The sequence below is a fragment of the Pseudomonas sp. Pse35 genome (genome assembly GCF_024519715.1).
GTDB classification, from domain to species: Bacteria; Pseudomonadota; Gammaproteobacteria; order Pseudomonadales; family Pseudomonadaceae; genus Aquipseudomonas; species Aquipseudomonas paracarnis.
The window spans coordinates 1-24,692 of record NZ_JALJRP010000054.1; the positions used below are offsets into that span (position 1 = coordinate 1).

Annotated in this window: 22 protein-coding genes; 12 read left to right on the forward strand and 10 right to left on the reverse strand. The window is 62.9% G+C overall.

Annotation, left to right across the window (positions count from 1 at the left end):
* Positions 1-327 precede the first annotated feature (327 nt).
* Positions 328-1,242 (forward strand): GGDEF domain-containing protein, encoded by a 915-nt coding sequence (locus OC445_RS26155; protein ID WP_054898662.1) that lies wholly within the window; start codon positions 328-330, stop codon positions 1,240-1,242.
* A 1-nt stretch (position 1,243) separates the two neighbouring features.
* Positions 1,244-2,281 (forward strand): AraC family transcriptional regulator, encoded by a 1,038-nt coding sequence (locus OC445_RS26160; protein ID WP_034127395.1) that lies wholly within the window; start codon positions 1,244-1,246, stop codon positions 2,279-2,281.
* On the opposite strand, the gene OC445_RS26165 is transcribed toward OC445_RS26160, so the two are convergent.
* From OC445_RS26165 to OC445_RS26185, 5 genes are all read right to left on the reverse strand, one after another.
* Positions 2,268-3,149: a LysR family transcriptional regulator gene (locus OC445_RS26165; RefSeq protein ID WP_054898661.1), complete on the reverse strand. Its 882-nt coding sequence runs from the start codon at positions 3,147-3,149 to the stop codon at positions 2,268-2,270. The genes OC445_RS26160 and OC445_RS26165 overlap by 14 nt on opposite strands.
* Before the next feature lie 244 nt (positions 3,150-3,393).
* Entirely contained in the window at positions 3,394-4,011 is a 618-nt protein-coding gene (gene ycaC, locus OC445_RS26170) for an isochorismate family cysteine hydrolase YcaC (RefSeq protein ID WP_003191905.1), read from the reverse strand.
* A gap of 29 nt (positions 4,012-4,040) precedes the next feature.
* Positions 4,041-5,879, reverse strand: coding sequence for an amidohydrolase (locus OC445_RS26175; protein WP_057974876.1), 1,839 nt, complete (start codon positions 5,877-5,879; stop codon positions 4,041-4,043).
* Positions 5,876-6,466, reverse strand: a complete 591-nt coding sequence (locus OC445_RS26180) for an antibiotic biosynthesis monooxygenase (RefSeq protein ID WP_054898659.1) — start codon at positions 6,464-6,466, stop codon at positions 5,876-5,878. The genes OC445_RS26175 and OC445_RS26180 overlap by 4 nt, the downstream gene beginning before the upstream one ends.
* Before the next feature lie 204 nt (positions 6,467-6,670).
* A complete protein-coding gene (locus OC445_RS26185; RefSeq protein WP_003191909.1) occupies positions 6,671-7,579 on the reverse strand; it encodes a LysR family transcriptional regulator in 909 nt (302 codons plus the stop codon).
* A 205-nt stretch (positions 7,580-7,784) separates the two neighbouring features.
* On the opposite strand from OC445_RS26185, the gene OC445_RS26190 reads away from it, so the two are divergent.
* Together OC445_RS26190 and OC445_RS26195 are read left to right on the forward strand one after the other, a co-directional pair.
* The gene (locus tag OC445_RS26190; RefSeq protein ID WP_034127392.1) at positions 7,785-8,183 is read left to right on the forward strand and encodes a helix-turn-helix domain-containing protein; all 399 of its coding nucleotides are present in this window, start codon (positions 7,785-7,787) and stop codon (positions 8,181-8,183) included.
* Between the two features lie 58 nt (positions 8,184-8,241).
* A complete protein-coding gene (locus OC445_RS26195) occupies positions 8,242-11,004 on the forward strand; it encodes an ATP-binding protein (protein ID WP_054898658.1) in 2,763 nt (920 codons plus the stop codon).
* Here OC445_RS26195 and OC445_RS26200 read toward each other — a convergent pair.
* Both OC445_RS26200 and OC445_RS26205 read right to left on the reverse strand, forming a co-directional pair.
* Entirely contained in the window at positions 10,951-12,405 is a 1,455-nt protein-coding gene (locus OC445_RS26200; RefSeq protein WP_054898657.1) for a winged helix-turn-helix domain-containing protein, read from the reverse strand. The genes OC445_RS26195 and OC445_RS26200 overlap by 54 nt on opposite strands.
* Positions 12,406-12,555: 150 nt before the next feature.
* On the reverse strand, positions 12,556-13,506 hold the full coding sequence (locus tag OC445_RS26205) for a GlxA family transcriptional regulator (protein WP_054898656.1): 951 nt from the start codon (positions 13,504-13,506) through the stop codon (positions 12,556-12,558).
* Positions 13,507-13,687: 181 nt separating this feature from the next.
* On the opposite strand from OC445_RS26205, the gene OC445_RS26210 reads away from it, so the two are divergent.
* Together OC445_RS26210 and OC445_RS26215 are read left to right on the forward strand one after the other, a co-directional pair.
* The gene (locus OC445_RS26210) at positions 13,688-14,410 is read left to right on the forward strand and encodes a pirin family protein (protein WP_034127388.1); all 723 of its coding nucleotides are present in this window, start codon (positions 13,688-13,690) and stop codon (positions 14,408-14,410) included.
* A 145-nt stretch (positions 14,411-14,555) separates the two neighbouring features.
* The gene (locus OC445_RS26215) at positions 14,556-14,903 is read left to right on the forward strand and encodes a hypothetical protein (protein ID WP_072448803.1); all 348 of its coding nucleotides are present in this window, start codon (positions 14,556-14,558) and stop codon (positions 14,901-14,903) included.
* A gap of 109 nt (positions 14,904-15,012) precedes the next feature.
* Here the strand turns inward: OC445_RS26215 and OC445_RS26220 are convergent, their stop codons facing one another.
* On the reverse strand, positions 15,013-15,483 hold the full coding sequence (locus OC445_RS26220) for an Lrp/AsnC family transcriptional regulator (protein ID WP_014718112.1): 471 nt from the start codon (positions 15,481-15,483) through the stop codon (positions 15,013-15,015).
* Between the two features lie 123 nt (positions 15,484-15,606).
* Here OC445_RS26220 and OC445_RS26225 point away from each other — a divergent pair, with 123 nt between their 5' ends.
* The 3 genes from OC445_RS26225 (at position 15,607) to OC445_RS26235 (ending at position 18,012) form a co-directional block, all read left to right on the forward strand.
* A complete protein-coding gene (locus tag OC445_RS26225; protein ID WP_262020434.1) occupies positions 15,607-16,851 on the forward strand; it encodes a methionine gamma-lyase in 1,245 nt (414 codons plus the stop codon).
* A 230-nt stretch (positions 16,852-17,081) separates the two neighbouring features.
* Positions 17,082-17,741 (forward strand): helix-turn-helix domain-containing protein, encoded by a 660-nt coding sequence (locus OC445_RS26230; protein WP_198791240.1) that lies wholly within the window; start codon positions 17,082-17,084, stop codon positions 17,739-17,741.
* Positions 17,742-17,850: 109 nt separating this feature from the next.
* A complete protein-coding gene (locus tag OC445_RS26235; protein ID WP_410055965.1) occupies positions 17,851-18,012 on the forward strand; it encodes a hypothetical protein in 162 nt (53 codons plus the stop codon).
* Between the two features lie 119 nt (positions 18,013-18,131).
* Here OC445_RS26235 and OC445_RS26240 read toward each other — a convergent pair whose 3' ends face one another.
* Both OC445_RS26240 and macA read right to left on the reverse strand, forming a co-directional pair.
* Positions 18,132-20,090 (reverse strand): MacB family efflux pump subunit, encoded by a 1,959-nt coding sequence (locus tag OC445_RS26240; RefSeq protein ID WP_057974884.1) that lies wholly within the window; start codon positions 20,088-20,090, stop codon positions 18,132-18,134.
* Between the two features lie 3 nt (positions 20,091-20,093).
* Positions 20,094-21,245 (reverse strand): macrolide transporter subunit MacA, encoded by a 1,152-nt coding sequence (gene macA, locus OC445_RS26245; RefSeq protein ID WP_054898758.1) that lies wholly within the window; start codon positions 21,243-21,245, stop codon positions 20,094-20,096.
* Positions 21,246-21,909: 664 nt separating this feature from the next.
* Between macA and lexA the strand changes: the two genes are divergently transcribed.
* From lexA to OC445_RS26260, 3 genes are read left to right on the forward strand one after another with little or no spacing between them, the layout of a single operon-like run.
* Positions 21,910-22,527, forward strand: coding sequence for a transcriptional repressor LexA (gene lexA, locus OC445_RS26250; protein ID WP_054898514.1), 618 nt, complete (start codon positions 21,910-21,912; stop codon positions 22,525-22,527).
* Positions 22,527-23,141 carry a translesion DNA synthesis-associated protein ImuA gene (gene imuA / locus OC445_RS26255; protein ID WP_262020435.1) on the forward strand — a complete coding sequence of 205 codons (615 nt, stop codon included), beginning with the start codon at positions 22,527-22,529 and terminating at the stop codon, positions 23,139-23,141. The genes lexA and imuA overlap by 1 nt, the downstream gene beginning before the upstream one ends.
* Positions 23,142-23,148: 7 nt before the next feature.
* Positions 23,149-24,564, forward strand: coding sequence for a Y-family DNA polymerase (locus OC445_RS26260; RefSeq protein ID WP_034126120.1), 1,416 nt, complete (start codon positions 23,149-23,151; stop codon positions 24,562-24,564).
* Positions 24,565-24,692 lie beyond the last annotated feature (128 nt).

Genomic DNA, 24,692 nt, shown 5'->3' on the forward strand with positions numbered 1-24,692 from the left:
GCTTTTCAAAAGTGAGCCGCTGTAAAAGCGGAACCCTAAGTGGCCGTTACCGCAGGAATGGATATGTACTCGGTATAAACAGTGTCGCCTGTCAGGTCGCCATCGCAGGCAAGCCAGCTCCCACATTTGGAACGCTGACCGTCAGATAGATAGAGGCCGGCTGCCAGGCCGTCTTCGCAGGCAAGCCAGCTCCCACATGGGCTCTATGTCCAGCTAAAAAATAGGCCGAGGGCATGAGCTGATTCGACCCTCCCCGCCCGTCATCCAACCGTCACATCCATCTGCTGTGCTGGCGCCCATTACTCATTTGCCCAAGGACCCGTGGCCATGTTTTCCGTGCTCAAACCCCACCGCTGGAAACTCGCATTGCTCCTGATCGCCGCCAACCTCGGACTGATCCTGCACCTGGCCTGCGGCGAGCTCAAAAGCGTCAGCGAATGGGTGTGGCTGGATATCATCGGCGAAGGCGGTTCGGCGCTGCTCGCGCTGATCTGGCTGGGCCTGGTATTGAAAAGCCGCCCCGCCGGACGGGTCACCCAATACCTGGCGCTGGGGCTGTCGTGCATCTTTTTTTCCTGGTGGATCGACAGCCTCGACGAATTCATCCGCCTGCCTGACAGCATCTCCTGGGATCACTGGCTGGAGTCAGGGCCAATGCCGGTGGGCATGATCCTGCTGACGATTGGCATTTATCACTGGCACCACGAACAACTGGCGATCAGCGCACAGATGGAAAAACGCGAGCGGTTGTTTCGCGAGCATCGGCTGTTCGACAAACTCACGCCCCTGGCCGGTGCCGACTACCTCAAGCGCCAACTCGCCGACAGCCTGCGTGACAGCCAAGCGCAGCAACAACCACTGTCGTTGTTGGCCCTGGACCTGGACAACTTCGCCACCATCAACCAGGCCTACGGGCATGCCGAGGGTGATGCGGTGCTACAGGCGGTCAGCCATGTGCTGCTGCTCAACCTGCGCCGCCAGGACCTGTTGTGCCGCCTGGCGGGCGATCGTTTTGTGGTGCTGCTGCCCAACACCGGCGAGCGCCAGGCCCAGGGCCTGGCGCTGGAGTTGCAACACGCGGTGCAGAGCCTCGCCCACAAGAGCCGGCAACAGGGCGAACGCCTGCAACTGACGGCGACCACGGCGGTGGTGATGGCCTTGCAAGAGTCACCCCACGAGCTGCTCAAACGGCTGAATATGGGCCTGGCCCGGGCCAAGCAACCCCTTGCGAAAAGTGCCTGAAATGGCCGTGAAAACCAGCTGGTATGAAAACGACAGCCGCTTCATCCCCGGTCACTATCAACCCGCCACGTTGATCGACCTGGGCTTGTCCCGGGACATCGACAGCCATCGCCTACTGCGCGGCACCGGCCTGTTCCACGAAGACATCCTGGCCGGCAATGCGCGGTTGAGCCCGCAGCAGTTCCTGGGTTTGATCGGCAACAGCCGCAAACTGCTGGATGCCGATGACAGCAGTTTCCTGTTTGGCCAACGCCTGCTGCCCGGCTACTACGGCGCCGCCAGTCATGCGCTGGGGCATGCACAGAACCTTCATCAGGCCCTGGATATCCTGATCCAGCAACAAGTGCTGCTCAGCCCGCTGGCCACGCTGCAACTGGAGCTGGATGAGCACCACGCTTACCTGTATTGGTTGGACAGTTGCGGCGCCGGCGAACACTGGCGCTTTCTGCTCGAAGCCAGCATGACTTCACTGGTTGCCATGAGCCAATGGCTCAGCGGCCAGCGCTTGCCGTGGGTGTGCAGCTTCAGCCACGCCGAACCTCGGTATGTCGAGCAATACTGGGTGCATCTGGGCGAACACACGCGCTTCGAACGCCCTCTGAACATGATGTGCCTCCCCCGTGAATACCTCACCCACACCTGGCCGGGTGCTTCGGCCACGGCGGGCCAGGTCGCGCGCCAGCAAGCCCTTGAACAAATCGAGCAACTGGGCTTTGCCACAAGTTTTCTGGACTGCCTCGATGCCTACCTGCGCGAACACGTGCGCCAGCCACCAAGCCTGGAACAGGCCGCCCACACCTTCGCCATGAGCCCGGCCACGCTAAAGCGCAAGTTGCAACGGCACGACACCGGTTTTCAGCAACAGGTCGACCGGGTGCGCAAGCATGTGGCGTTGCACCTGTACCAGGCCAAGGGGTGGAGTAACGAGCAAGTAGCGGCGTACCTGAATTTCAACGATGCGGCGAATTTTCGGCGCTCGTTCAAGCGGTGGACGGGCAGCACGCCCAACCTGATCCGCCAACTGTTCAGCAGCCGCTAGCCAGGCGTTCGCGCAGGAACTCCACCAGCGCTTGCACCGGGCGTGAACTCTGGCGGTGCTGCGGGTACACCGCCGACAGGGTCAAGGCCTCAGGAGCGAAGTCCTCCAGTACCTTGACCAGACGCCCATCCTTCAAGGCCTCGCTGACAATGAACGTCGGTAGGTAGGTAACGCCCAAACCGGCTATCGCGGTATCGCGCAGCAGGTCACCGTTGTTGACGCGCATGCGCCCACTGACGCTCAACGCTTGCACCTTGCCTTTGAAACGCCATTGCACCTGACGGCCGTGGCCGTAAGGCAGGCAGTCGTGCGTGGCTAAATCCTCGGGTTTCAATGGCGTACCCCGCAGCGCCAGGTAGTCGGGGCTGGCGCAATACACCCGCTCGATAGCGGCGATCCGCCGGGCGATCAGGGTGGAGTCTTCCAGGGTGCCGATGCGCAGCACCAGGTCGTAGCCTTCGCCGATCAAGTCCACCGGGCGGTCGCTCAGGTCGACTTCAACGCAGACCTGCGGATGCTGGCGCAGGAACAACGGCAACAGGCAACCCAGGTGCGCCATGGCGAACGACAAGGGTGCACTGAGGCGAATGGTGCCGCGGGGTTCGCTGTTCTGGCCGGCGATGCCTTGCTCCACTTGCTCCACCTCACCGAGCAGGCGCAAGGCCGACTCGTAGTAACTCTGGCCCAGCGGCGTGACGTCCAGGCGCCGTGTGGAGCGGTTGAGCAGGCGTACGCCCAGGCGGTCTTCCAGTTGGATCAGGCGGCGGCTGACGAATTGCTTGGACAAGCCCAATTGCTCGGCGGCGGCAGTGAAACTGCCGGATTCCATGACCTGGCAGAACAGGCGCATGTCTTCGAAGGGGTTCATTGTCGCTTCTCAGGGGACGATAGGCTGTTTTATAGCCCGTCAGTGGTCACACCACAAACCAAAATGTGAACACCATCAAATGTTGGAGCTGTGTCAGGCGCTGATGTTGTGGGCAATATAAACCCATGTGGGAGCTGGCTTGCCTGCGATAGCGGTGTATCAGCCAGCAATACTGTTGACTGATGCATCGCAATCGCGGGCAAGCCCAGCTCCCACAGGGTTTTGCGGTGTTTTACAGAGCAGGTTACTTGGCAGCGAACGCCGAGTAGCTGTTCATCAGGTTGCGGTAGTTGGGAATGCGCGGCGAAAGCAGGTTGGCCAGGCCTTCCATATCGTTGCGCCAGTCCACTTGCAGCTCGCAGGCCACGGAGAACCAGTTGACCAGTTGCGCACCGGCGGCGGTCATACGCGCCCAGGCGGCTTGTTGCACGGTTTCGTTGAAGGTGCCGGAAGCGTCGGTGACCACGAAAACCTCGAAGCCTTCGTCAAGGGCACACAGGGTCGGGAATGCCACGCACACGTCGGTCACCACACCGGCAATGATGATCTGCTTGCGGCCGGTCGCCTTGACGGCCTTGACGAAATCTTCGTTGTCCCATGCGTTGATCTGGCCAGGGCGCGGAATGTACGGCGCGTCGGGGAACAGTTCTTTGAGCTCAGGCACCAGCGGGCCGTTGGGGCCGCTTTCAAAGCTGGTGGTCAGGATGGTCGGCAGGTTGAAGAACTTCGCCACGTCGGCCAGGGCCAGCACGTTGTTCTTGAACTCGTTGGGGGAGAAATCCTGCACCAGGGAGATCAGGCCGGTCTGGTGATCAACCAACAGCACAACAGCATCGTCTTTGTTCAAGCGCTTGTAAGTCATGGGTAACTCCTTTGGGGATGGGGTGTTTTTCAAAAAGCAAAGCAGGAGCAGCCGAACGCCCCCCAGAAACCCTGGAAGTCGCTGACCGGCACGCTGGAAAGGCGCGCTTTTTCATGGCTGTGGGCATGCACGCCACAGGGGCCGCTGCACTGGTGAACCTGGGCCTGCATCGGCGACGTCGGGCGCCAGTGCCCTGGCACCTTGACCACCGGCGACCAGTCGGGCAGCACCGGTACTCGTGGCGGTGCGAAATCTTCGAAGTCGCCAGCGCCGTACACGACCTTGCCGCCGACCACTGTCAGCACCGACTCGATCCACTTGATAGCTTCTTCCTCGACACTGAAAAAGTCCGCCGACAACGCGGCGACATCCGCCAATTGACCGACCTTGATCTGGCCTTTCTTGCCCTGCTCGGACGAGAACCAGGCGCTGCCGTGGGTGAACAGCTCCAATGCGGTAAGGCGCGGCAAGCCCTCGGCGTGCAGCTCCAGGCCACCGACGGTACGGCCGCTGACCATCCAGTACAGCGAGGTCCAGGGGTTGTAGCTCGACACGCGGGTGGCATCGGTGCCCGCCCCAACCGGCACGCCTTCGGCCAGCATGCGCTTGATCGGCGGTGTGGCTTCGGCGGCCTTGGCGCCGTAGCGCTCGACAAAGTATTCGCCCTGGAACGCCATGCGATCCTGAATCGCAATACCGCCACCGAGGGCACGCACACGTTCGATGTTTTTCGGGGTGATGGTTTCGGCGTGGTCGAAGAACCACGGCAAGCCATTGAACGGAATATCGCGGTTGACCTTCTCGAACACGTCAAGCATGCGCGAGATGGACTCGTCGTAAGTGGCGTGCAGACGGAACGGCCAGCGCTGTTCCACCAGGTGGCGCACCACCGGTTCCAGCTCCTGTTCCATGGTCAGCGGCAGGTCCGGGCGGGGCTCGAGGAAGTCTTCAAAGTCCGCCGCCGAGAACACCAGCATTTCGCCGGCCCCGTTATGGCGCAGGTAGTCATCGCCCTGATGCAGGGTGACGCTGCCGGTCCAGTTCTTGAAATCGCTGAGCTCTTCCTTGGGCTTCTGGGTGAACAGGTTGTAGGCGATGCGCACCGTCAACTGTTGATCCTTGGCCAGTTGCTCGATCACCGCGTAGTCATCGGGGTAGTTCTGGAAGCCGCCGCCGGCATCGATGGCGCTGGTCAGGCCCAGGCGATTGAGTTCCCGCATGAACTGGCGGGTGGAGTTGACCTGGTATTCCAAAGGCAGTTTCGGGCCCTTGGCCAAGGTCGCATACAGGATCATCGCGTTAGGCCGCGCCACCAGCATGCCGGTGGGGTTGCCGTTGCTGTCGCGCACGATCTCACCGCCCGGCGGGTTCGGCGTGTCCTTGGTGTAGCCCGCCACCCGCAGGGCTGCGCGGTTGAGCAAGGCGCGGTCGTACAAGTGCAGCACGAACACCGGGGTGTCCGGGGCGGCCTGGTTGAGTTCTTCCAGGGTGGGCATGCGCTTTTCGGCGAACTGGAATTCGTTCCAACCGCCCACCACGCGTACCCATTGCGGCGTGGGCGTGCGGTCGGCCTGGTCCTTGAGCATGCGCAAGGCATCGGCCAGGGACGGCACGCCTTCCCAGCGCAGTTCAAGGTTGTAGTTCAACCCGCCACGAATCAGGTGCAAGTGCGAGTCGTTGAGGCCGGGAATTACGGTGCGGCCCTTGAGGTCGATGACCTGGGTGCCGCTGCCGCGCAGGGCCATGGCTTCGCCGTCGGTACCCACGGCGACAAAGCGCCCTTGGTGGATGGCCACGGCGGTGGCGCGTGGGTTTTCCCGGTCCACGGTGTGGAACTGGCCATTGAACAGAATCAGATCGGCGTTCATAGGGTTTCCTTTACAGAGGCTTCAAGCCAGGGAGCGAACAGGCGGGTGGCCGCCGGCATCAGCAGGTACACCACCAGCAACACGATGGTCAGGGTGACCAGGAAGGTGGAGACCACGTAATTGGACAGAAACGGGTGCAACCGCAGGATCGGCCCCCAGATAAACGGCAGCAGCAGGGTTTGCGGCAGGATCACAAACAGGCTGACCACCGCCTGCTTCCAGCGCGGCGGCTTGGCACCACCCTCGGCCTGGGGCGTGAACCAGAATTCATTGGCCGCGCCGATTTCCGTCTGGTCGCCGTCCGCCAGCATCGGCGCGGCTTCGTCGATCAGGGCCTGGCGTTGCGGGGAGCCGAGCCACAGCTCAAGGGCGCTGGTGGAGCTATAGCGCAGCACGCAAGTGAACAGCGCCATGCCGTTTTGCTGGCTGCGCACCACGTCAACACCAAGGTGCCCAGGGCGTTCGCCCGCGATGCGCACGATGCGGCGCAACCAGGCTTCGTACTCGACTTCAAAACCGGGTTTGACCCGGTGCTTGACGACCAGGGTGACGACTTCGTCGGGGCCGGTGTTGGTGGTTGAATCCATGGCTGAGTGCTTCCCCGGAGTATTGAGCGATGGGGAGAGTCTGGCGGCTTGGCGGCTGGGGAGAATTGGATGTATGTGCTGTTTGGCTTGTTGCAGGAGCGGGCTTGCGCGCAAAAAACGTCAACGATAACCCCTACTTTCTGAATAAACGTGGCGCCTGGGAGTTTTTCGCGAGCAAGCTCGCTCCTGCAATGGCCGGCAAATCTATGTGGCCCGCGCCATATGCTCCGCAATCCTGCCCCTCAGCCACCGCTCCGCCGGGTCGTTGTCATGCACCCCGCTCCACACCATCGACAGCTCCGCAGCATCAATCGCAAACGGCGGGTCCTCGGCGCGCAGGCGTGTGCCTTCGGTCAACGCGCACGCGGCGTAATCCGGCACGGTCGCGATAATCTGCGTCCCCGCCAGCAACGCCCGTAACCCGCTGAACTGCGGCACCGCCAGTACCACGCGGCGCGAGCGGCCGATGCGGGCCAGGTCCAGGTCGATATTGCCGCTCAGGTCACCGGAGAACGACACCATTGCATGGGGCCTGGCGCAGTAATCATCCAGGGTCAGCGGCGCCTCGCCGTCATCGCCGCGCAGGACCTTGCAGGGGATATCGCGCAGTTTCTTGCGCTTGGCATTGGCCGGCAGATCGGTGGTGTAGCTGACCCCCACGGAGATTTCACCGCTGGCCAGCAGCGAAGGCATCAACAGGTAATTGGCGCGGCGCACCACCACGATGATGCCTGGCGCTTCTTCGCGCAGGCGGCTGAGTAACGACGGAAACAGCCCGAACTCCGCATCATCGGACAGGCCGATACGAAACACCGCGCAGCTGGTGGAGGGGTCGAAATCCTTGGCGCGGCTGACGGCGCCCGAGATGGTGTCCATGGCAGGTTGCAGCTCCTTGAGTATCGCCAGTGCGCGCGCCGTGGGTTCCATGGCACGGCCGTTACGCAGCAGCAACGGGTCGTCGAACAAATCGCGCAAACGGCCCAGCGCGGCGCTCACTGCCGGTTGGCCGATAAACAGTTTTTCGGCGACTCGGGTCAGGTTTTTCTCGAACATCAAGGCTTCGAAAATCACCAGCAGGTTCATATCGACGCGGCGCAGATCGTTGCGGTTCATGGGCGCTATCCAAACGTTTTCCAGGGGGCCAGGGAAGCATGCACTGCACGCCTGGGATTGCATAGCTGTGCTGTCTTTTCCGGCACCGCACCTGGCGAAATTAACAACGATTAACTCGTCAGCCAGGCGCTCCGGCAACAAGATGAAGCGCGTCTACACTGCACCCATCCACCGGGAACGTTCCCATCGACTGCGGATATTTGTCATGGCCCGACTCGAGCAATATTCCCCCCGGTTGCCCGCCACCGGTGGCCTGTGCCCCCGGCGCGAGCGCATCGCCAAGCAACTGATCCTCGCCAACCTCGGCGAAAGCCTGGCGATCGCCGACCTGGCCCAGGCCTGCGCCTTGTCGCGCAGCCATTTTTCCCGCGCCTTCAAGTGCACCACCGGGCTGTCGCCCCAGGAATGGATTCGCCAGCAACGCATCCAGCGCGCCAAGGAACTGATTACCGGCTCGTCCCTGAGCCTCACCCAGATCAGCCTGGAATGTGGCTTTTGCGACCAGGCGCACTTCTGCCATATGTTCACCCGCAGCGAAGGCGTCAACCCGATGACCTGGCGAAATCACCACTCGCGCAGCAAACCTGATGTGATCGCTGCCTAGTGGTCTGCACGTACCTGGAATATGCTGGTCGCTCCCTTCCTCCAGAACCTGGGCAGCCATGAATGACTTGAGCGACCAGGCCGTGCATTTCGGCCCCTACCGCATCCACCCGCGCCAGCGCCTGGTGCTGGAGGCCGGCCGCCCGCTGCGCCTGGGGCGGCGGGCGGTGGACATTCTGCTGATCCTGCTGGAGCACGCCGGCAATGTGGTGAGCAAACAGGAGTTGATCGCAAGGGTCTGGCCCAAAAGCGTGGTGGAAGACGGCAACCTGCGGGTGCACATGGCTGCGTTGCGCAAGGCACTGGGCGACGGCCAGGCCGGGCAGCGCTATATCGTCACGGTCGCCCAGCGCGGCTACAGTTTTGTTGCGCCACTGAGCATCGAACCCATGACGCTGCCCACCGACGGTGCGCCCCAACGCCCCAGCCATAACCTGCCCCTGCGGCGCACGCGCATGATCGGCCGCCAAGCGCTGATCGACGCCCTGGTACAACAACTGCCGCAGCAGCGCTTTATCACCCTGACCGGCGCCGGAGGCATCGGCAAGACCACCGTCGCCCTGCGGGTCGCGGAATTGCTGATCGGGCATTACCGCGACGGTATTCACCTGCTGGACCTGGCGCCGCTCAGTGCCGCGTCCATGATCCTGCCCAACCTCGCCGCCCTGCTCGGCCTGACACCGGGCGAGAATGCCTCCCTGGCCAGCCTCGCCCGCAGTCTGCAGGCACGCCAGATGCTGCTGGTGATCGACAACTGCGAGCACCTGCTCGACGACATCGCCCTGATCAGTGAAACCCTGCTGCGCCATGCACCGCACCTGCACATCCTCACCACCAGCCGCGAAGCCCTGCGCGCCGAAGGTGAATATGTGCAGCGCCTTGAGCCGCTGGCCTGCCCGCCCGCCACCGGCAACCGCGCCCAGGCCCTGGGTTACCCGGCCATGCAATTGCTGATCGAGCGCGCCATGTCCCACCAGGAGAGCTTTGCCCTCAGCGACGCTGAACTGCCCCTGGCGATTGATATCTGCCAGCGCCTGGACGGCATTCCCCTGGCGATCGAACTGGTGGCCGCGCAAATCGAACGGTTTGGTTTGCCGGGCCTGCTGGTGCAGATGGAAGACAACTTTCGGCTGCTGACCCGCGGCCGACGCAGTGCCCTGCCCCGCCAGCAGACCCTGCGCGCCACGCTCGACTGGAGCTTTGACCTGCTAACGGCGTGCGAGCAAATCTGCCTGCGCCGCCTGGCGGTCTTCCGTGGCGGCTTCAGCCTGGTCAGCGCAGCGGCGGTGATCGCCGGGGAGCAAGTGGCCCCCGCCGAAGTGCTGGGCTCCATTACGCAACTGGTGGCCAAGTCGTTGTTGAACGTGGAAGCAAGCGATGACGAGATGGTCTATCGCCTGCTGGACATCACCCGCACCTACGCCCTGGAAAAGCTCAGCCAGGCCTGCGAACTGCATGCCACACGAGAGCGCCACGCTGCACGCTGCCTGGCGCTGATGGAACAGGCCCAAGGCGACTGGGACCTGATCGCCACACAGCCGTGGATCGACCGTTACGCACCGCTGCGCGAAGACGTGCGTGCCGCCCTCGACTGGGGCTTTGCTGACGACGGTGCGCAGCTGCTGGCTATCCGCCTGACGGTCAGCGCGATGCCGCTGTGGCAAGAGTTGTCGTTGCTGCGTGAGCACGGCGGCTATGTGGACCAGGCGCTGGCGCTGATCGGCCAGGTCACCGCGCCCTGCACGCAATTGACCCTGCAACTGCAATTGGCCCTGGGCAGCCTCTCCTACCACGCCATGGGCGCCGCACCTCGGACCATTGCGGCATTCGAGGGTGCCGCACGCCTGGCCGAGACAACCCAGGACCTTGGCGGCCAGTTGCGGGCGGTCTCCGGGCTGATGGCGGTGAACCTGTGCGCCGGGCGCTACGGCCCAGCGCAGGCGCTGAGTGTGCAGTTTGAACGCCTCGACCCACGCACCGAGCCGTTGCTGGGCCTTAGCGCGCAGCGGCTGCGTGCGCTGGGTCAGCATTACACCGGCAACCAGACGCTCGCCCGGCACCACGCCGAGCAGGTGCTGCAGCGCATGTCCCAAAGCGGTCACGTGAACCGCTTTGCCTTCGGGGTTGGCGTGCAGTACGACCAGGGCGTCGCCTCCTTGACCGTGCTGGCGCGAATCCTGTGGTTGCAGGGCTTTCCCGAGCGCGCCTGGCGCACCGCCAGTCAGGCTTTGGAGTTGGCGCTACAGATCAACCACGGCACCTCGATTTGCTACACCCTGGCCCTGGCTGGGGTGGTGATCGCCCGCTACAACGGCGCCGAAGACGACGCCCAAGCCCTGCAAAGGCTGCTGCTGGAGCAGTCGCACAAGCATTCTGTGCAGTTGTTCCAGACCTGGGCCGGACATTACGCCGGTATTCTTGGCCAACCGGATTGGCAGGGCCTGGGTCTGATCCAAGACACCTTGATCACCTTCGGCACCCATGCCGTGGATGCACCAACCCTGGAACGTGCGCGCAGTGGCGCTGCGGGCTGGTGCGCCCCGGAGATTCTGCGGGTGTACGCCTTGCAGCTAGAGGATGAGCACACCACTGAAACCCTGCTGCTGGAGGCGCTGGGCCTGGCGCACCAGCAAGGCGCCCTGGCCTGGGAGCTGCGCTGCGGCGCAGCCCTGGCGCAACTGTGGCAACAGCAGGGGCGCATTCAGCTCGCCAGGGACTTGCTCAGTTCAATCCACGCACGTTTCAGCGAAGGCTTCGCCACTCAGGATCTACTGCGCGTGCGCTGCCTGCTCGACGAGTTGCAGGACAAACGGCCGGCCTGAGAACGCCCCCAGGCAAGGCGCGTAGCCCTGCTGCAAACGCGCGACCTGACGCGGGTCGCGCAGTTGCCCCAGGGCGTAGCTGCGCACACAGTTGAGCAGCCGATAGCGCGCCGGGCCCAGGCCGGGCTCGACGCTCAGCAGCGAGACGTTGACCAGGCGCGCCAGCAGGTAAGACAGGTCGGCATGTTCGAGCTCGGTACCGGTCACCAGGTCACTCAGGGTGGGTAAGGTGACTGCCATCTTGAACAGACTCAATTGCAGAAACAGCCAGCACTCCGGCAGGCTCAAGCGCTCGTAGCTCCAATCCAGGGCCGCGGTCAGTGAGCGATGGCGCTCCACTGCCGTGCGGCGCCCACGGGCCAGCACTTGCAAGCCTGTGCGTACTTGCATCTGCACACCGCCGATGCCCAACGCATCCACCTGGGCGGCCGCCAATTCCAGGGCCAACGGCAGGCCGTCCAGACGCCGACACAGGTCGCCCAGCGGCGCCAGGTCCTGGGGCCGCAAATCAAACCCCTGCTGATTGGCACGCGCGCGCGCCACGAACAGTTGCACCGCAGGACAGGCCATCGCCTGCTCGACATTGGCCAACGCCTTTGGCGACGGCACTGCCAGCCGAGGCACACGTACTATCCACTCGCCAGGGGCCAGCAAGGCTTCGCGACTGGTGATCAGCACGCTGATGCCCGGCGCCGCCTCGCGCAGCGCACGCATCAGTTGTCGACACGCGCCCAGCAGCAGGTCAGCGCCGTCGAGTACCAGCAACACGTGGCGCGAGGCCAGGCGCCGGCCCAGTTCGTTGAGGCTCGCGGGCGTCGAATGCAACTGCAACACCCTGGCCAGGCTACCGAGCAGTTCGCTCGGGGTTTGCACAACGGCCATGTCGACCCACCATACGCCGTCGCGATAACGCGGCAATACCCGCTCGGCCAGGGCCAGGGCCAGCGTGCTCTTGCCAATGCCGGCCACGCCGGTGAGGGTCAATAACCGCTGCACAGGCAACCGTCGCGCCAGCACGCCCACCAGTTCATCTCGCCCCCACACCGGGCTGAGCCGTGCAGCCAGGTTGTGCTGAGGCAGCAGCGTCGGCAGCGCGTCCTGCGCAGGCGCAGCGAAGCAGTAACCGCGCTGGGGGTGATTGAGGATCCAGCGTTGGCCGTCAAGGGCACGACGCAGCGCGGCGATATGCACACGCAGGTTGCTGTCTTCAACGACGCTGTTGGGCCACACCCGTTCGATCAGGGTCGCCTTGCTGACGAAGTGCCCGGGCGCTTCGAGCAGTACCGCGAGAATATCCAAGGCTCGCCCGCCCAGTGGCACCGGCCAGCCCGCCTTGCTGACCAGGCGCTGCTGCCGATGAAAGGTGTAGGGGCCAAAGCTCACCGCCGTAGCATTTTGCATGTCCGTCACAGCGCTGAAACACCCGTGCTTGAGTGCCTGCGCATCCTTTTTCCATGGGCTCGACGCTATCTTGCCAGTTGGCGATGACAGGACAATGCTGGCACGGGGAGCGATACGGACAATCGGGTGCCTGAGACGGACATGGTGTCGTTAACTGAACTGTTGTCGGTATTGGGTAGGGTTCAGCCCGAGCTTTTCGCTGAACAGAAAACGCATATGCCGCACGCTGCCAAAGCCTGCGTGGAAGGCCACGGTCTTGAGCGGCAGGTCGGTGGTTTCCAGCAGGTGCCGGGCCCGGTCGATGCGCGCGCCCTGCAGGAACGCCATGGGCGTCATCTGCACGTCCTTGGCGAACAGCCGCGCGAAGTGGCGTGCGCTCATTCCGGCCAACTCAGCCATGGACTCGATGGTAAAGGGTTGATCCAGATGCGCCAGGACGTGGTTCTGCACGCGGGTGATCGGAGTTTCCTGAGGCGCCACGGCGGCAGTCATCGGGCTGAACTGGGCCTGGCCGCCCTGGCGCTTCATCACCACCAGCAGCACTTTGGCCACATCCACCGCCACTTGCTTGCCATGGTCCTGGGCCACGACCGACAGGGCCAGGTCGATACCCGCAGTGACGCCGCCAGAGGTAATCAGCCGCCCGTCCTGCAAATAGATGCGATCGGTCTCGACGATGGCGCCGGGAAACGCCTTGATCAACCGCTCGGTGTAGTGCCAATGGGTGGTCACGCGGTGCCCGTCGAGCAAACCTGCGTGGCCGAGCACAAAAGCGCCGGTGCAGATCGAGCCAAAACGCCGAGCCCGTGGCGCCGCAGCTTTGAGCCAGGGCAACAACGCGGGGTGGCATTCGTTATAGGCGCCGGGGCCGCCCGGCACCAACAGCAGGTCATAAGCCGCCTGGGCCTGTTCCAACAGCAGGTCGGTCTGCACGCTCACGCCATTGGAGGCCTGCAACGGACCGGGCTCAGTGCCGATGGTCAGGATCTGGTAGTGGTCGGCCGCCGGCAGGTAGCGGTTGGCAATCGAAAACACTTCCAGCGGCCCGGCCATGTCGAGCAGCAGGAAGTCCGGGAACAGCGCCATGGCCACGGTTTTCATAAGCGGGAAATGTCCATCGAGAAGGAGTGCGACGGGCATTATGGCACGACTTTGACTGTCAACTTCAAAGAGACAGTTATTCTATTTTCATCTTCTTAATCAATCATTCGTTAACCATTAACCTTCTTCTCAACGCAAGCGCTCTGCATCTCGCAGCCCGCGCTCACTTGAGGACTGGACCATGCTGACCCTTCGCAAAGCTTCCGAACGCGGCGCCGCCAATCACGGTTGGTTGAAGTCGTTCCACACCTTCTCTTTCGCCAACTACTGGAACCCCAAGGAACAGGGTTTTTCCGACCTGCTGGTGATCAACGACGACCGCGTCGCCGCAGGCAAAGGCTTCGGCCAGCACCCGCACCGTGACATGGAGATCTTCTCCTACGTGCTCGAAGGCGCGCTGGAACACAAGGACACCCTGGGCACCGGCTCGGTGATCCGCCCCGGCGATGTGCAACTGATGAGCGCGGGCAGCGGCGTAGCCCACAGTGAGTTCAACCACAGCCAGCGTCATGGCGTGCACTTCCTGCAAATCTGGATCGTGCCCAACGAAGCAGGCGCCAAGCCGCGCTATCAGCAGGAGCACTTCACAGAAGCGCAAAAACGCGGGCGTTTGCAGTTGATCATCTCGCCGGAGGGCGCCAACGGTTCGCTGAAAGTGCGCCAGGACGCACGGGTGTATGCCGGGCTGTTCGACGCTGACGAAAGTGCCCGCCTGGAGCTGGCACCGGATCGCTACGCCTACATCCATGTGGCGCGCGGCAGCGTTGAACTCAACGGCCAGCGCTTGCAGGAAGGCGACGGTGTACGCGTACGGGACGAACGCCAGATCCGCCTGAGCCACGGCGAAGACGCTGAAGTACTGGTGTTTGACCTGCGCCCCAACGAACTGCCGCAAATGCCATGACGGCCGCAGTGATGGTCCCGCCAGCGGGACCATCGTTGGCATCGATAGTCACCATCAGCGCAATGAAGTTCTCTAAAAAAATGCAACGCGTAACATCAAACCCATGCCAAACGGCACCCAACTAAAACACTCGGAGCACATCATCATGAAACGCCAACTCTTGCTTAGCCTCGCTTTCTCGGTACTCGCTGCAAACGCTTTTGCCCACCCGGTTGTCGCTGAAGGCGGCGCGGATCGCCTGATAGAAACCCGTGTTGCCGAAGGTGGCGCGGATCGTCTGCAAGAACGTGGTTTGGCTGAAGGTGGTGCTGATCGCTTGCAGGAAAGTGGTCTGGCTGAAGGCGGTGCTGATCGCTTGCAGGAACGTGGCCTGGCTGAAGGCGGTGCCGATCGCCTGCAGGAACGTGGCCTGGCTGAAGGCGGTGCTGATCGTCTGCAGGAACGTGGCCTGGCTGAAGGCGGTGCCGAGCGTCTGCTGAGCACCCACGTATAACCCCGCACTGTTGGCGGCCCCCCCCAAACCGGCCTGATCAGCCGGTTTTTTTTCGTCTTCGATTTGCCTGGGTATCCACACGATGTCGACTGAAGCGCTAAGCCGTGCCTCAACCCGGCAGCGGAATTACCCGCAGCGGCCTTACCGACTTGTAGGAAAAACTCGAATAGATCTCCTTGACGCAAGGCAAGGTCTGCAAGACCTCTCGGGCAAATTCACCGAACGATTCCAGGTCCTTGGCCACCACTTCCAGCAAAAAATCATAGCGCCCAGAGACGTTATGGCACGCCACAATTTCTGGGATGGCCAACAGACGTTGCTCGAACGCCCGGGCAATTTCCTGGGTGTGGCTTTCCATCATGATGCTGACGAACGCGGTCACCCCGTAGCCCAGTGCCTTGGGCGAGAGAATCGCCTGGTAGCCACTGATCACCCCACTTTCTTCCAGGGTGCGCACCCGACGCCAGCACGGTGAAGTGGTGAGCGCCACCCGCTCGGCCAACTCGGCCACGGTCAGGCGGGCATTGCCCTGCAACGCGTTCAAAAGGGCTTTATCGGTGCGGTCCAGCTTGATGGGCATAACGTGCCTCTAATCATTATTTTTATCGGTGTTTGATCCACAAACGCAGGTTTTTCCGGGCTTTTTTGCAAGGTTCATCCGTGGTTATGAGCATAGCATTGTAGGAAATAAGGAGCGCCCGACATGCACAATAAACACACCACATTCGGCTTTTCCACCCGTGCCATACACCACGGCTATGACGCCCAGGACCACCACGGCGCACTCGTCCCGCCGATCTATCTGTCTGCGACCTTCGCCTTTCCCACCGTCGAATACGGCGCCGCCTGCTTTGCCGGCGAAGCCAGCGGCCACTTCTATACGCGCATTTCCAACCCGATCCTGGCCCTGCTGGAGTCACGCATGGCCAGCCTGGAAAACGGCGAGGCCGCCGTGGCGTTCGGCTCCGGCATGGGCGCGATTGCCGCGACGTTCTGGACTCTGTTGCGCCCGGGCGACGAGATCATCGTCAGCCAGACGCTCTATGGTTGTACGTTCGCCCTGCTGCACCACGGCCTGAGCGAATTCGGTATCAAGGTGCGGCATGTCGACCTGACCGACCTCACCGCCCTGCAAGCAGCGTTCTCCCCGGCCACCCGCATGCTCTACTGCGAGACCCCGGCCAACCCCAACCTTCGCCTGATCGACATCGCCGCCGTGGCCGAACTGGCCCATCAGCAGCCGAATGTCACCGTGGTGGTCGATAACACCTATTGCACTCCCTATCTGCAACGTCCCCTGGAACAGGGTGCCGATGTGGTGGTGCACTCGGCCACCAAATACCTCAGTGGCCACGGCGACATTACCGCAGGCATCGCGGTGAGCAACCAGGCCCTGGCGCAGCGCATTCGCCTGCAAGGGCTCAAGGACCTGACCGGCGCGGTGATGTCGCCCCAGGACGCCGCATTGCTGATGCGCGGCCTCAAGACCCTGGGCCTGCGCATGGACCGCCATTGCAGCAACGCCCAAGCGGTGGCCGAGGCGCTGCAGGCGCACCCTGCGGTGCAGTGGGTAACCTACCCCGGTCTGCGTTCTTTCCCACAATACGAACTGGCAAACCGGCAAATGAAACTGCCTGGCGGCATGATCGCCTTTGAACTCAAGGGCGGCCTCGAAACCGGCCAGCGCTTCATGAACGCACTGCAACTGTTCACCCGCGCAGTCAGCCTGGGGGATGCCGAATCACTGGCCCAACACCCGGCGAGCATGACCCACTCCACCTACACGCCCGAACAACGGGCGCAGCACGGTATCAGCGAGGGGCTGGTGCGTTTGTCGGTGGGGCTTGAAGACGTTGCCGACCTGCTGGCCGATATCCAACAGGCCCTGGCCAAGTGCAGCGCTGCCAACCTGCGGCCCATTGCGACAGCGGCGTATGCAATGAAATAGCGTCCAACCCCATGGGTCATGCGGTGCCTGGGCGGCGGTCGGAAGGATCCGACTGCCGCTCTGCCTGTTTAATGTTTTTTTTTCGCAGATTGGATCCCCCTCCTTTAGCCAGGCTGTACTAGCATGTCAGCGGCGGGACGCACTATCACTGCAGGTTATTCACATTAGTTACCTTCTTAACCCCCGTCGCTATAAGGCCCGATACCTGCACGAAACTCATGGACGAATTGATGAACTCACACCTGTTCCCACAGATAGGCAAGGTCATCGCCAGCACCGGCAGCCGCCATTTCCCACGCATGCTGCATGACCTGATCCTTACCCAATTGGCAGTGGACGCCACCCATATCACCCAATTGCAAGTCAGCCGCGAAGGCCTTGGCCGCCGCAAGATCAGCCCGGTGTACACCGATTCGGTGGCGGCTCTGGGCAGCGAGCAACTCGCCGCACAACTGCACCTCACGCGCCGCAAGGACGATGTGCGCTATGTACTGTCGGTGTATCGCTCGCACCCGTCCGACAGCTTTTCCGCGCAAGAGCGCAGCATGCTCCAGGACTTCTCCACGCTGTTGCTGCCCATGGTGGAAAAACACATCACCGCGCTGCAGCCATCGCTCCCGGACAGCCCGTGCGCAGTGCCTCAACCCCAGGGCATCGACACCTTGCGCCGACGCATCCAGGAGCGCCTGGTGCAATCGGGGCTTACCTTGTCCAACCGTGAACTGGAAGTGTGCGTAGGCCTGCTGGCCGGGCGCACCGCGCCGGAGTTGGCCGAGCAACTGGCGTTGAAGGTCAACACCATCGAGAGCTACCTCAAGCGTGCGGCGATCAAGTTGGGGATCAGCGGACGGCACTCGTTGTTGCGGTGGATGTACTCGACCGAAGACTAAGATCGTTCCCACGCTCCGCGTGGGAATGGATCCCGTGACGCTCTGCGTCACTGTGGACACAGAGCGTCCATGGCGGCGTTCCCACGCAGAGCGTGGGAACGATCAACAAGTGTGCGTAGGCCTGCTGGCCGGGCGCACCGCGCCGGAGTTGGCCGAGCAATTGGCGTTGAAGGTCAACACCATCGAGAGCTACCTCAAGCGTGCGGCGATCAAGTTGGGGATCAGCGGACGGCACTCGTTGTTGCGGTGGATGTACCCGACCGAAGACTAAGATCGTTCCCACGCTCCGCGTGGGAATGGATCCCGTGACGCTCTGCGTCACCGTGGACGCAGAGCGTCCATGGCGGCGTTCCCACGCAGAGCGTGGGAACGATCAGCAGCTCCCTCAGGTCAGTCCCGGGCCAGTGCCTCTATCGGGTCCAACCGCGCCGCATTCCGCGCCGGTACAAAACCAAACACAATGCCGATCAACGTCGAACAGGCAAACGCGGTAATGATCGAGCCCACCGAAAACACCATCTCCCACTCCTTCACAAACAGCGAAAACAGGTAGCCGATGGCGTAGGACAAGGAGATCCCGATGATCCCGCCGATCAGGCACACCATCACCGCCTCCACTAGAAACTGTTGGCGAATATCCGATTGCCGCGCCCCCACCGCCATGCGAATCCCGATTTCACGGGTGCGCTCGGTGACCGACACCAGCATGATATTCATCACACCAATACCGCCCACCAGCAAAGAAATCACCGCAATCAATGACAGCAACAGCGCGAGGGAGCGGCTGGTTTTCTGCACCGTCTGCATGATGCTGTCGAGGTTGTTGGTGAAAAAATCCTTGGTGCCATGGCGTTGCAGCATGAGTTTATTGACGTTGTCTTCCACCACCTTGCTCGGCTGGCCGTCCTTGATGCGCACGGTGATGCTGTCCAGATGACGCTGGCCCAGCAGACGGCCCGCCGCGGTTTCGTATGGCACCCACACGTTCAGGGCCTTGCTGGCGGCGAACATGTTTTTATTGTCCGCCGTCACGCCGATCACCGTGCACGGCAGGTTGCCTATCAGGATCACCTGGCCCAGCGGGTCGATGTTGGGCCCGAACAGGCGCTGGCGAGTATTGTGGTCGATCACCACCACCTGGGCCTGGCGCCGCGCATCGCTTTCGCTGAAGGTAATGCCGGCTTCAAGCTTGAGGCCCTTGACCTTGAAGTAGCGGTCACTGACACCATTGACCTGTGCATCCACGTCGATGTTGCCAAAGCGCAGCATCAGGTTGCGGCCCACCACCGGCGTGGCGCTGTCGACGTAATACAGCTGGTTCAGCGCGTCCACATCCGAGGGCATCAGCGTCTGGATCGCCGAGGCTCGACTGTCGCCAAAGCTGGTGCCGGAAAAGATATCGATGGTGTTGCTGCCAATCGCCTGGATGTCCTTGAGCACATAGCGCTTGGCGCCTTCGCCGATGGCCGAGATCGACACCACCGAGGTGATGCCGATGACAATCCCGAGCATGGTCAGCAAGGTGCGCATGCGGTGGGAAATCAGCGCCACCCACGCCATGTTGAACGCTTCCTTGAACAGCCCCAGGCTCGCCACCAGGCGCCGCGCCCCGCTGCGTCGGGGCTCGACCGGCGCCTCGACGGGCAATTCCAGGCCGACGCTGTCGTTGGCCTTGTCGCTGATGATCTCGCCATCACACACCTCGACAATGCGCTGGGCGTTCGCCGCGACCTTGGGGTCGTGGGTGACGATAATCACCGTGTGCCCCGCCGCGTGCAGTTCGGCGAGGATGCGCATCACCTCCTTGCCGCTGTGGGTGTCGAGGGCGCCGGTGGGTTCGTCGGCCAGGATCACTTCACCGCCATTCATCAAGGCCCGCGCGATACTCACCCGCTGCTGTTGCCCGCCGGACAGCTGGCTGGGCCGATGGCTGGTGTGGCCCGACAGGCCCAGGCGTGCCAGCAATTCCCCGGCGCGGCTATGGCGCTGGCTTTGCGGGGTGCCGGCGTAGATCGCCGGCATCTCCACGTTGTGCAAAGCGCTCAGGTGCGCGAGCAAATGGTAACGCTGGAAGATAAACCCAAAGTAATCACGCCGCAGCTCTGCCAGTTGCTCATCGCCCAGGGAGCGGGTTTCGATGCCATTGATCTTGTAGCTGCCGGCGGTAGCGTAATCCAGGCCACCGAGGATGTTCATCAGGGTCGACTTACCCGAACCGGAGGCGCCGATGATCGCCAGCATTTCCCCGGCATGGATGGTCAGGTCGATGCCCTTGAGCGCGATGAATTCACGCTCGCCGGCCATGAAGCTGCGGGTGATGCCCTTGAGTTCCAACAGAGGCTGGGTCATGACTCAACTCCCCGCCACGGCAGGTGTAGCATCGCCGATCACCACGGTGTCGCCCTCGGCCAGGCCGTCCAGGATCTGCACCTTGACGTTGTTATTGATACCGGTCTTCACCGTGCGGGCGACCGCCTTGCCCTTGGCATCCAGCACCCGCACGTCGTAGCGGCCATCGGCATTGCGCACGCCCAGCGCCGCCACGGGCACTATCAGCGCGGCCTGGGCGGTGTCGAGCACGATGCGCACCTGGGCGGTCATGGCGATGCGCAGGCGGTGCTCTGGGTTGGGCACGTCGAACAACGCGTTGTAAAACACCGCGGTGTTTTGCTTCGGCGTGCCGGCGGTCTGGGTTTCCAGGAAGTTTTGCGGCGCCGGCTCGGTGCCGCGCAGCTTGGCGTAATAGCGCTTGTCCGCCTCGCCGAGAATGGTGAAGTACACCTGCTGGCCGGGGCTGATATGAATCACATCCGCTTCCGACACTTGGGCCTTGACGGTCATGGTGTCCAGGTCTGCCAGCTTGAGCAGCACGGGCGCCAACTGGCTGGCGATCACGGTCTGGCCTTCCTGAGTGACAATGCCCACCACGTCGCCGTCGATGGGCGCGTTGATGCGGGTATAGGCCAGGTTGACCTTGGCGGTGTCGATCTCGATGTGCGCGCTTTTGATCTGTGCGTCCAGGGACAGCAGGTTGGCCTGCTGCACCTGGTAGGTCGATTCGGCGTCTTCGAAATCCTGGCGTGACACCGACTCATCGGCCTGCAAGCCTTTGTAGCGCTCATATACGGACCTGGCCTGCTTGAGCTGCGCGGCTGTCGCCCGGCGTTGGGCCTGGAGGTTTTCTTCATCGACCTGGGCTTTGCGCAGGGTGTTCTGCAGGATCAAGGGGTCGATTTCAGCCAGCCATTGGCCCTTCTTTACCTTGTCGCCGACTTTGACTTTCAGCGACTTGAGCTGGCCAGAGACCTGGGCACCGACGTCGACTTGTTTGACGCCTTCGAGCAGGCCGGTGGCCAATACCGCGTTTTCGATATCGCCGCGTTCTGCGGTCGCGGTGAGGTATTGGGGGGCGTCGGCGGGGGCGTTTACGGTGTAGATGGCCAGGCCGATTGCGACGGCCACTGAAGCCAGAATGCCGATTTTGCGGAATTTAGACGTTTGCATGGTTGGCTTCTTGATTGAGTACAAATATGGTTGCGCGCTGACGCTGGCCTGGGTAAAGACCTGACAGCCGACCCCTGTCTACCTGACGCTCCCCGGTCCAAATGTGGGAGCTGGCTTGCCTGCGATGGCGGCCTTCTGGTCGACCATTTAGTTGGGTTGGAATGCGTACATATCCATTCCTGCGGTAACGGCCACCTAGGGTTCCGCTCTTACAGCGGCTCACTTTTGAAAAGCGCAAAAGTAAGCAAAACGCTCTTGCCCCACCACTCGGCACCTCGCCCAGGCTCGGTGTGCCCGTAATCCGCCAGTGATTTGGGGGGCCGCCGCCACGCGCCATCCATGGCGCGGGGCGGCTAAACCGGCATCCCTGCCGGTTTACCCCCCAAATCCCTGTCGAATTCCGGCCAGCGTGGTTTAACGGGGCGCCTAAGATCAAGATCAAGAGCGGCTCGCTTCGCATCGTAGTTACCGTCGTCGGCTACAACCTACAGAGTTATGTAGATACCTATGCCTTCATGTGGGAGCGGGCTTGCTCGCGAAAGCGGTGGGTCAGTTTTCACATGTGCTAGCGGATACATCGCCTTCGCGAGCAAGCCCGCTCCCACAAGTAGGTGGCAACTAGCAGACTGACGGTTATTGTCAGAAATTTCCCACAGGAGTACAAATGTACTCCATGACAAACCTGACTCCCCGCCGCACCGCCATCCTGACCTTCATTCGCGAGCGCATCGCGCAACAAGGCCAGCCTCCCAGCCTCGCCGAGATCGCCGAGGCGTTCGGCTTCGCCTCGCGCAGCGTCGCCCGCAAGCATGTGGTGGCGCTGACCGAAGCTGGGTTTATCGAGGTCAACCCCAACCAGGCCCGTGGCATTCGCTTGCTCAATCAACCTGCGCGTCCCGAGTGGCTGGATGTACCGGTGCTCGGCCGTGTGGCGGCCGGTCGGCCGATTGGCGCCGATGCCGAGGTGCACAGCCGCTTGCAACTGGACCCCGCCACTTTCGCCAAAACCCCCGATTACCTGCTGCGGGTGCAGGGCGATTCGATGATTGAAGATGGCATTCTCGATGGCGACCTGGTGGGCGTGCGCCGCAGTGCCGAAGCCTTGAACGGGCAGATTGTGGTGGCACGCCTGGACGGCGACGTCACCATCAAGCGTTTCGAGCGCCACGGCGACAGTGTTCGCCTGTTGCCGCGCAACCCGGCCTATCAACCCATCGTGGTCGGGCCCGAGCAGGACCTGGCCATCGAAGGCGTGTTCTGCGGCCTGGTGAGGCAAGGCTGATGGGCGCCGTGGTTGCCCTGGACTCGCTGTTCAATGGCGGGCGAGTCTGGAAGGGCCGGCCCGCCGCGCCCCCGGCCAGCGTGCACCCCACGGGGCTGGCGGCGCTGGATGCGGTGCTGCCCAGTGGCGGCTGGCCGGAATCGGCCTTGAGTGAAATCCTGATGGCCCAGGACGGGGTGGGCGAGTTGCAACTGGTGCTGCCTACCCTGGCGCGCCTGTCGGCCTTGGGCGAGCGCATTGTGCTGGTGGCGCCGCCCTATACCCCCTATCCCCATGCGTGGCAGAACGCCGGGGTGGATGTGCGCCAGCTGTCCATCATCCGGGCCGAGGAGCGTGACGCGTTGTGGGCGGTGGAGCAATGCCTGCGTTCTGGCAGTTGCGGGGCGGTGTTGTGTTGGCCGCGCAAGGCCGATGATCGTGCCTTGCGGCGTTTGCAGGTGGCGGCCGAAACCGGGCAGACCCTGGCGTTTGCCTGGCGCTCCCTGAGCGAGGCGATCAATGCCTCGCCTGCCGCCCTGCGCCTGGCGGTCGAGGCCAGACCCGCGCAAGTGCGGGTGCTCAAGTGCCGTGGCGGGCTGGCCCATCCGGCGCCAATTGTCCTGGCGGGGCATTGAGGTTGCCATGCGTTGGGTGTGTATTGTCTTCCCGCAATTGGCGCTGGACGGGGCACAGCGTGTGCATCCCGAACCCGAGCAGCCGCTGGCGCTGCTGGCCGGCACGCCGCAGCGGCGTGTGTTGCAAACCGTCAACGCCGCCGCCCGCGCCTTGGGCCTGCGCCCCGGGCAATCGTTGACGGCAGCCCATGCCCTGGTCAAGCAGTTTGCCTGTGTCGAATACGACCCGCTGGAGATCGAGCGCCTGCAGCAGTTTCTGGCCGCCTGGGCCTACCGGTTCAGCTCCCAGGTCAGCCTGTATTACCCACGGGCCTTGTTGTTCGAGATCGAATCGAGCCTGGGCCTGTTCGGCCCCTGGCCGCAACTTGAGGCGCGTTTGCGCAAAGAGCTGACCGAACTTGGCTTTCGTCATCGCATCGTCGCTGCGCCCAACCCGGCGGCGGCGCGGATATTGGCAAACGGCTACGACGGCCTGGCCGTGGCCGATGACAGCGCCCTGATGCAGGCCCTGGCGTCGCTGCCTGTCGACCGTGCAGGCCTTGAACCCCAGGCCGCCACCGCCTTGTCGCGCATGGGCCTGCGCAGCCTGGCCCAGGTGCAGGCCTTGCCCCGGCATACCCTGGCGCGACGTTTTGACGCCAGCCTGCTCAAGCACCTCGACGCCCTGAGCGGGCAGCGGCCATTGGCCCTGGATTTTTATCAACCGCCCGACCAGTTCGATGCACGCATCGAGTTGAATTTCGATGTGCAATCCCACCAGGCGCTGTTGTTCCCCTTGCGGCGTTTGACCGGCGACCTGTCCGCTTTCCTGTGCGGCCGCGACAGTGGCGTGCAGCGCTTTGACCTGCACCTGGAACACGCCCAGGCACAAGACAGCGTGATCAAGGTGGGCCTGCTCAGCGCCGAGCGCGAGCCTTCAATGTTGTTCGAACTGGCCCGTGGGCGCCTGGAGCAGGTACAGGTCACCGCGCCGGTGCGGGGTGTGCGCCTGGTGGCCGAGGACTTGCCGGTGTTCGTGCCGCAACGCCAGGACCTGTTCGACGACCGCCCGCAACAAACCCTGCCGTGGGAACAGTTGCGCGAACGCCTGCGTGCACGCCTGGGGGATGAGGCGGTGCAGGGCCTGCGTTTTCAGGCCGACCATCGCCCCGAATGCGCCTGGCAGGCTGCGACCGACCACCAGGCGTGCCCGAGCTTGAACAAGGTCCGCCGCCCAGGCTGGTTATTGCCGCAACCGACCTTGCTGGCCGAACACGGCGTACAGATCCTGATGGGTCCGGAGCGCATTGAATCGGGCTGGTGGGATGGCGCCGATGTCCGCCGCGACTATTACCTGGTCCAGACCCGCGCCGGCCAGCAGGGTTGGGCCTATCGCACGGTGGGGCAAGGCGATGGGCTGTGGTTGCAAGGGTGGTTTGCATGAGCATCTCCTCAGCTGGAGCGCACTTACTGTGGCGAGCAAGCTTGCTTGCGCTGGGGTGCGTAGCGCCCCCAATAAAAGCCGGAGACTGCTGCGCAGTCAGCGGGAGCAAGCTCCCTCGCCACAGCAAG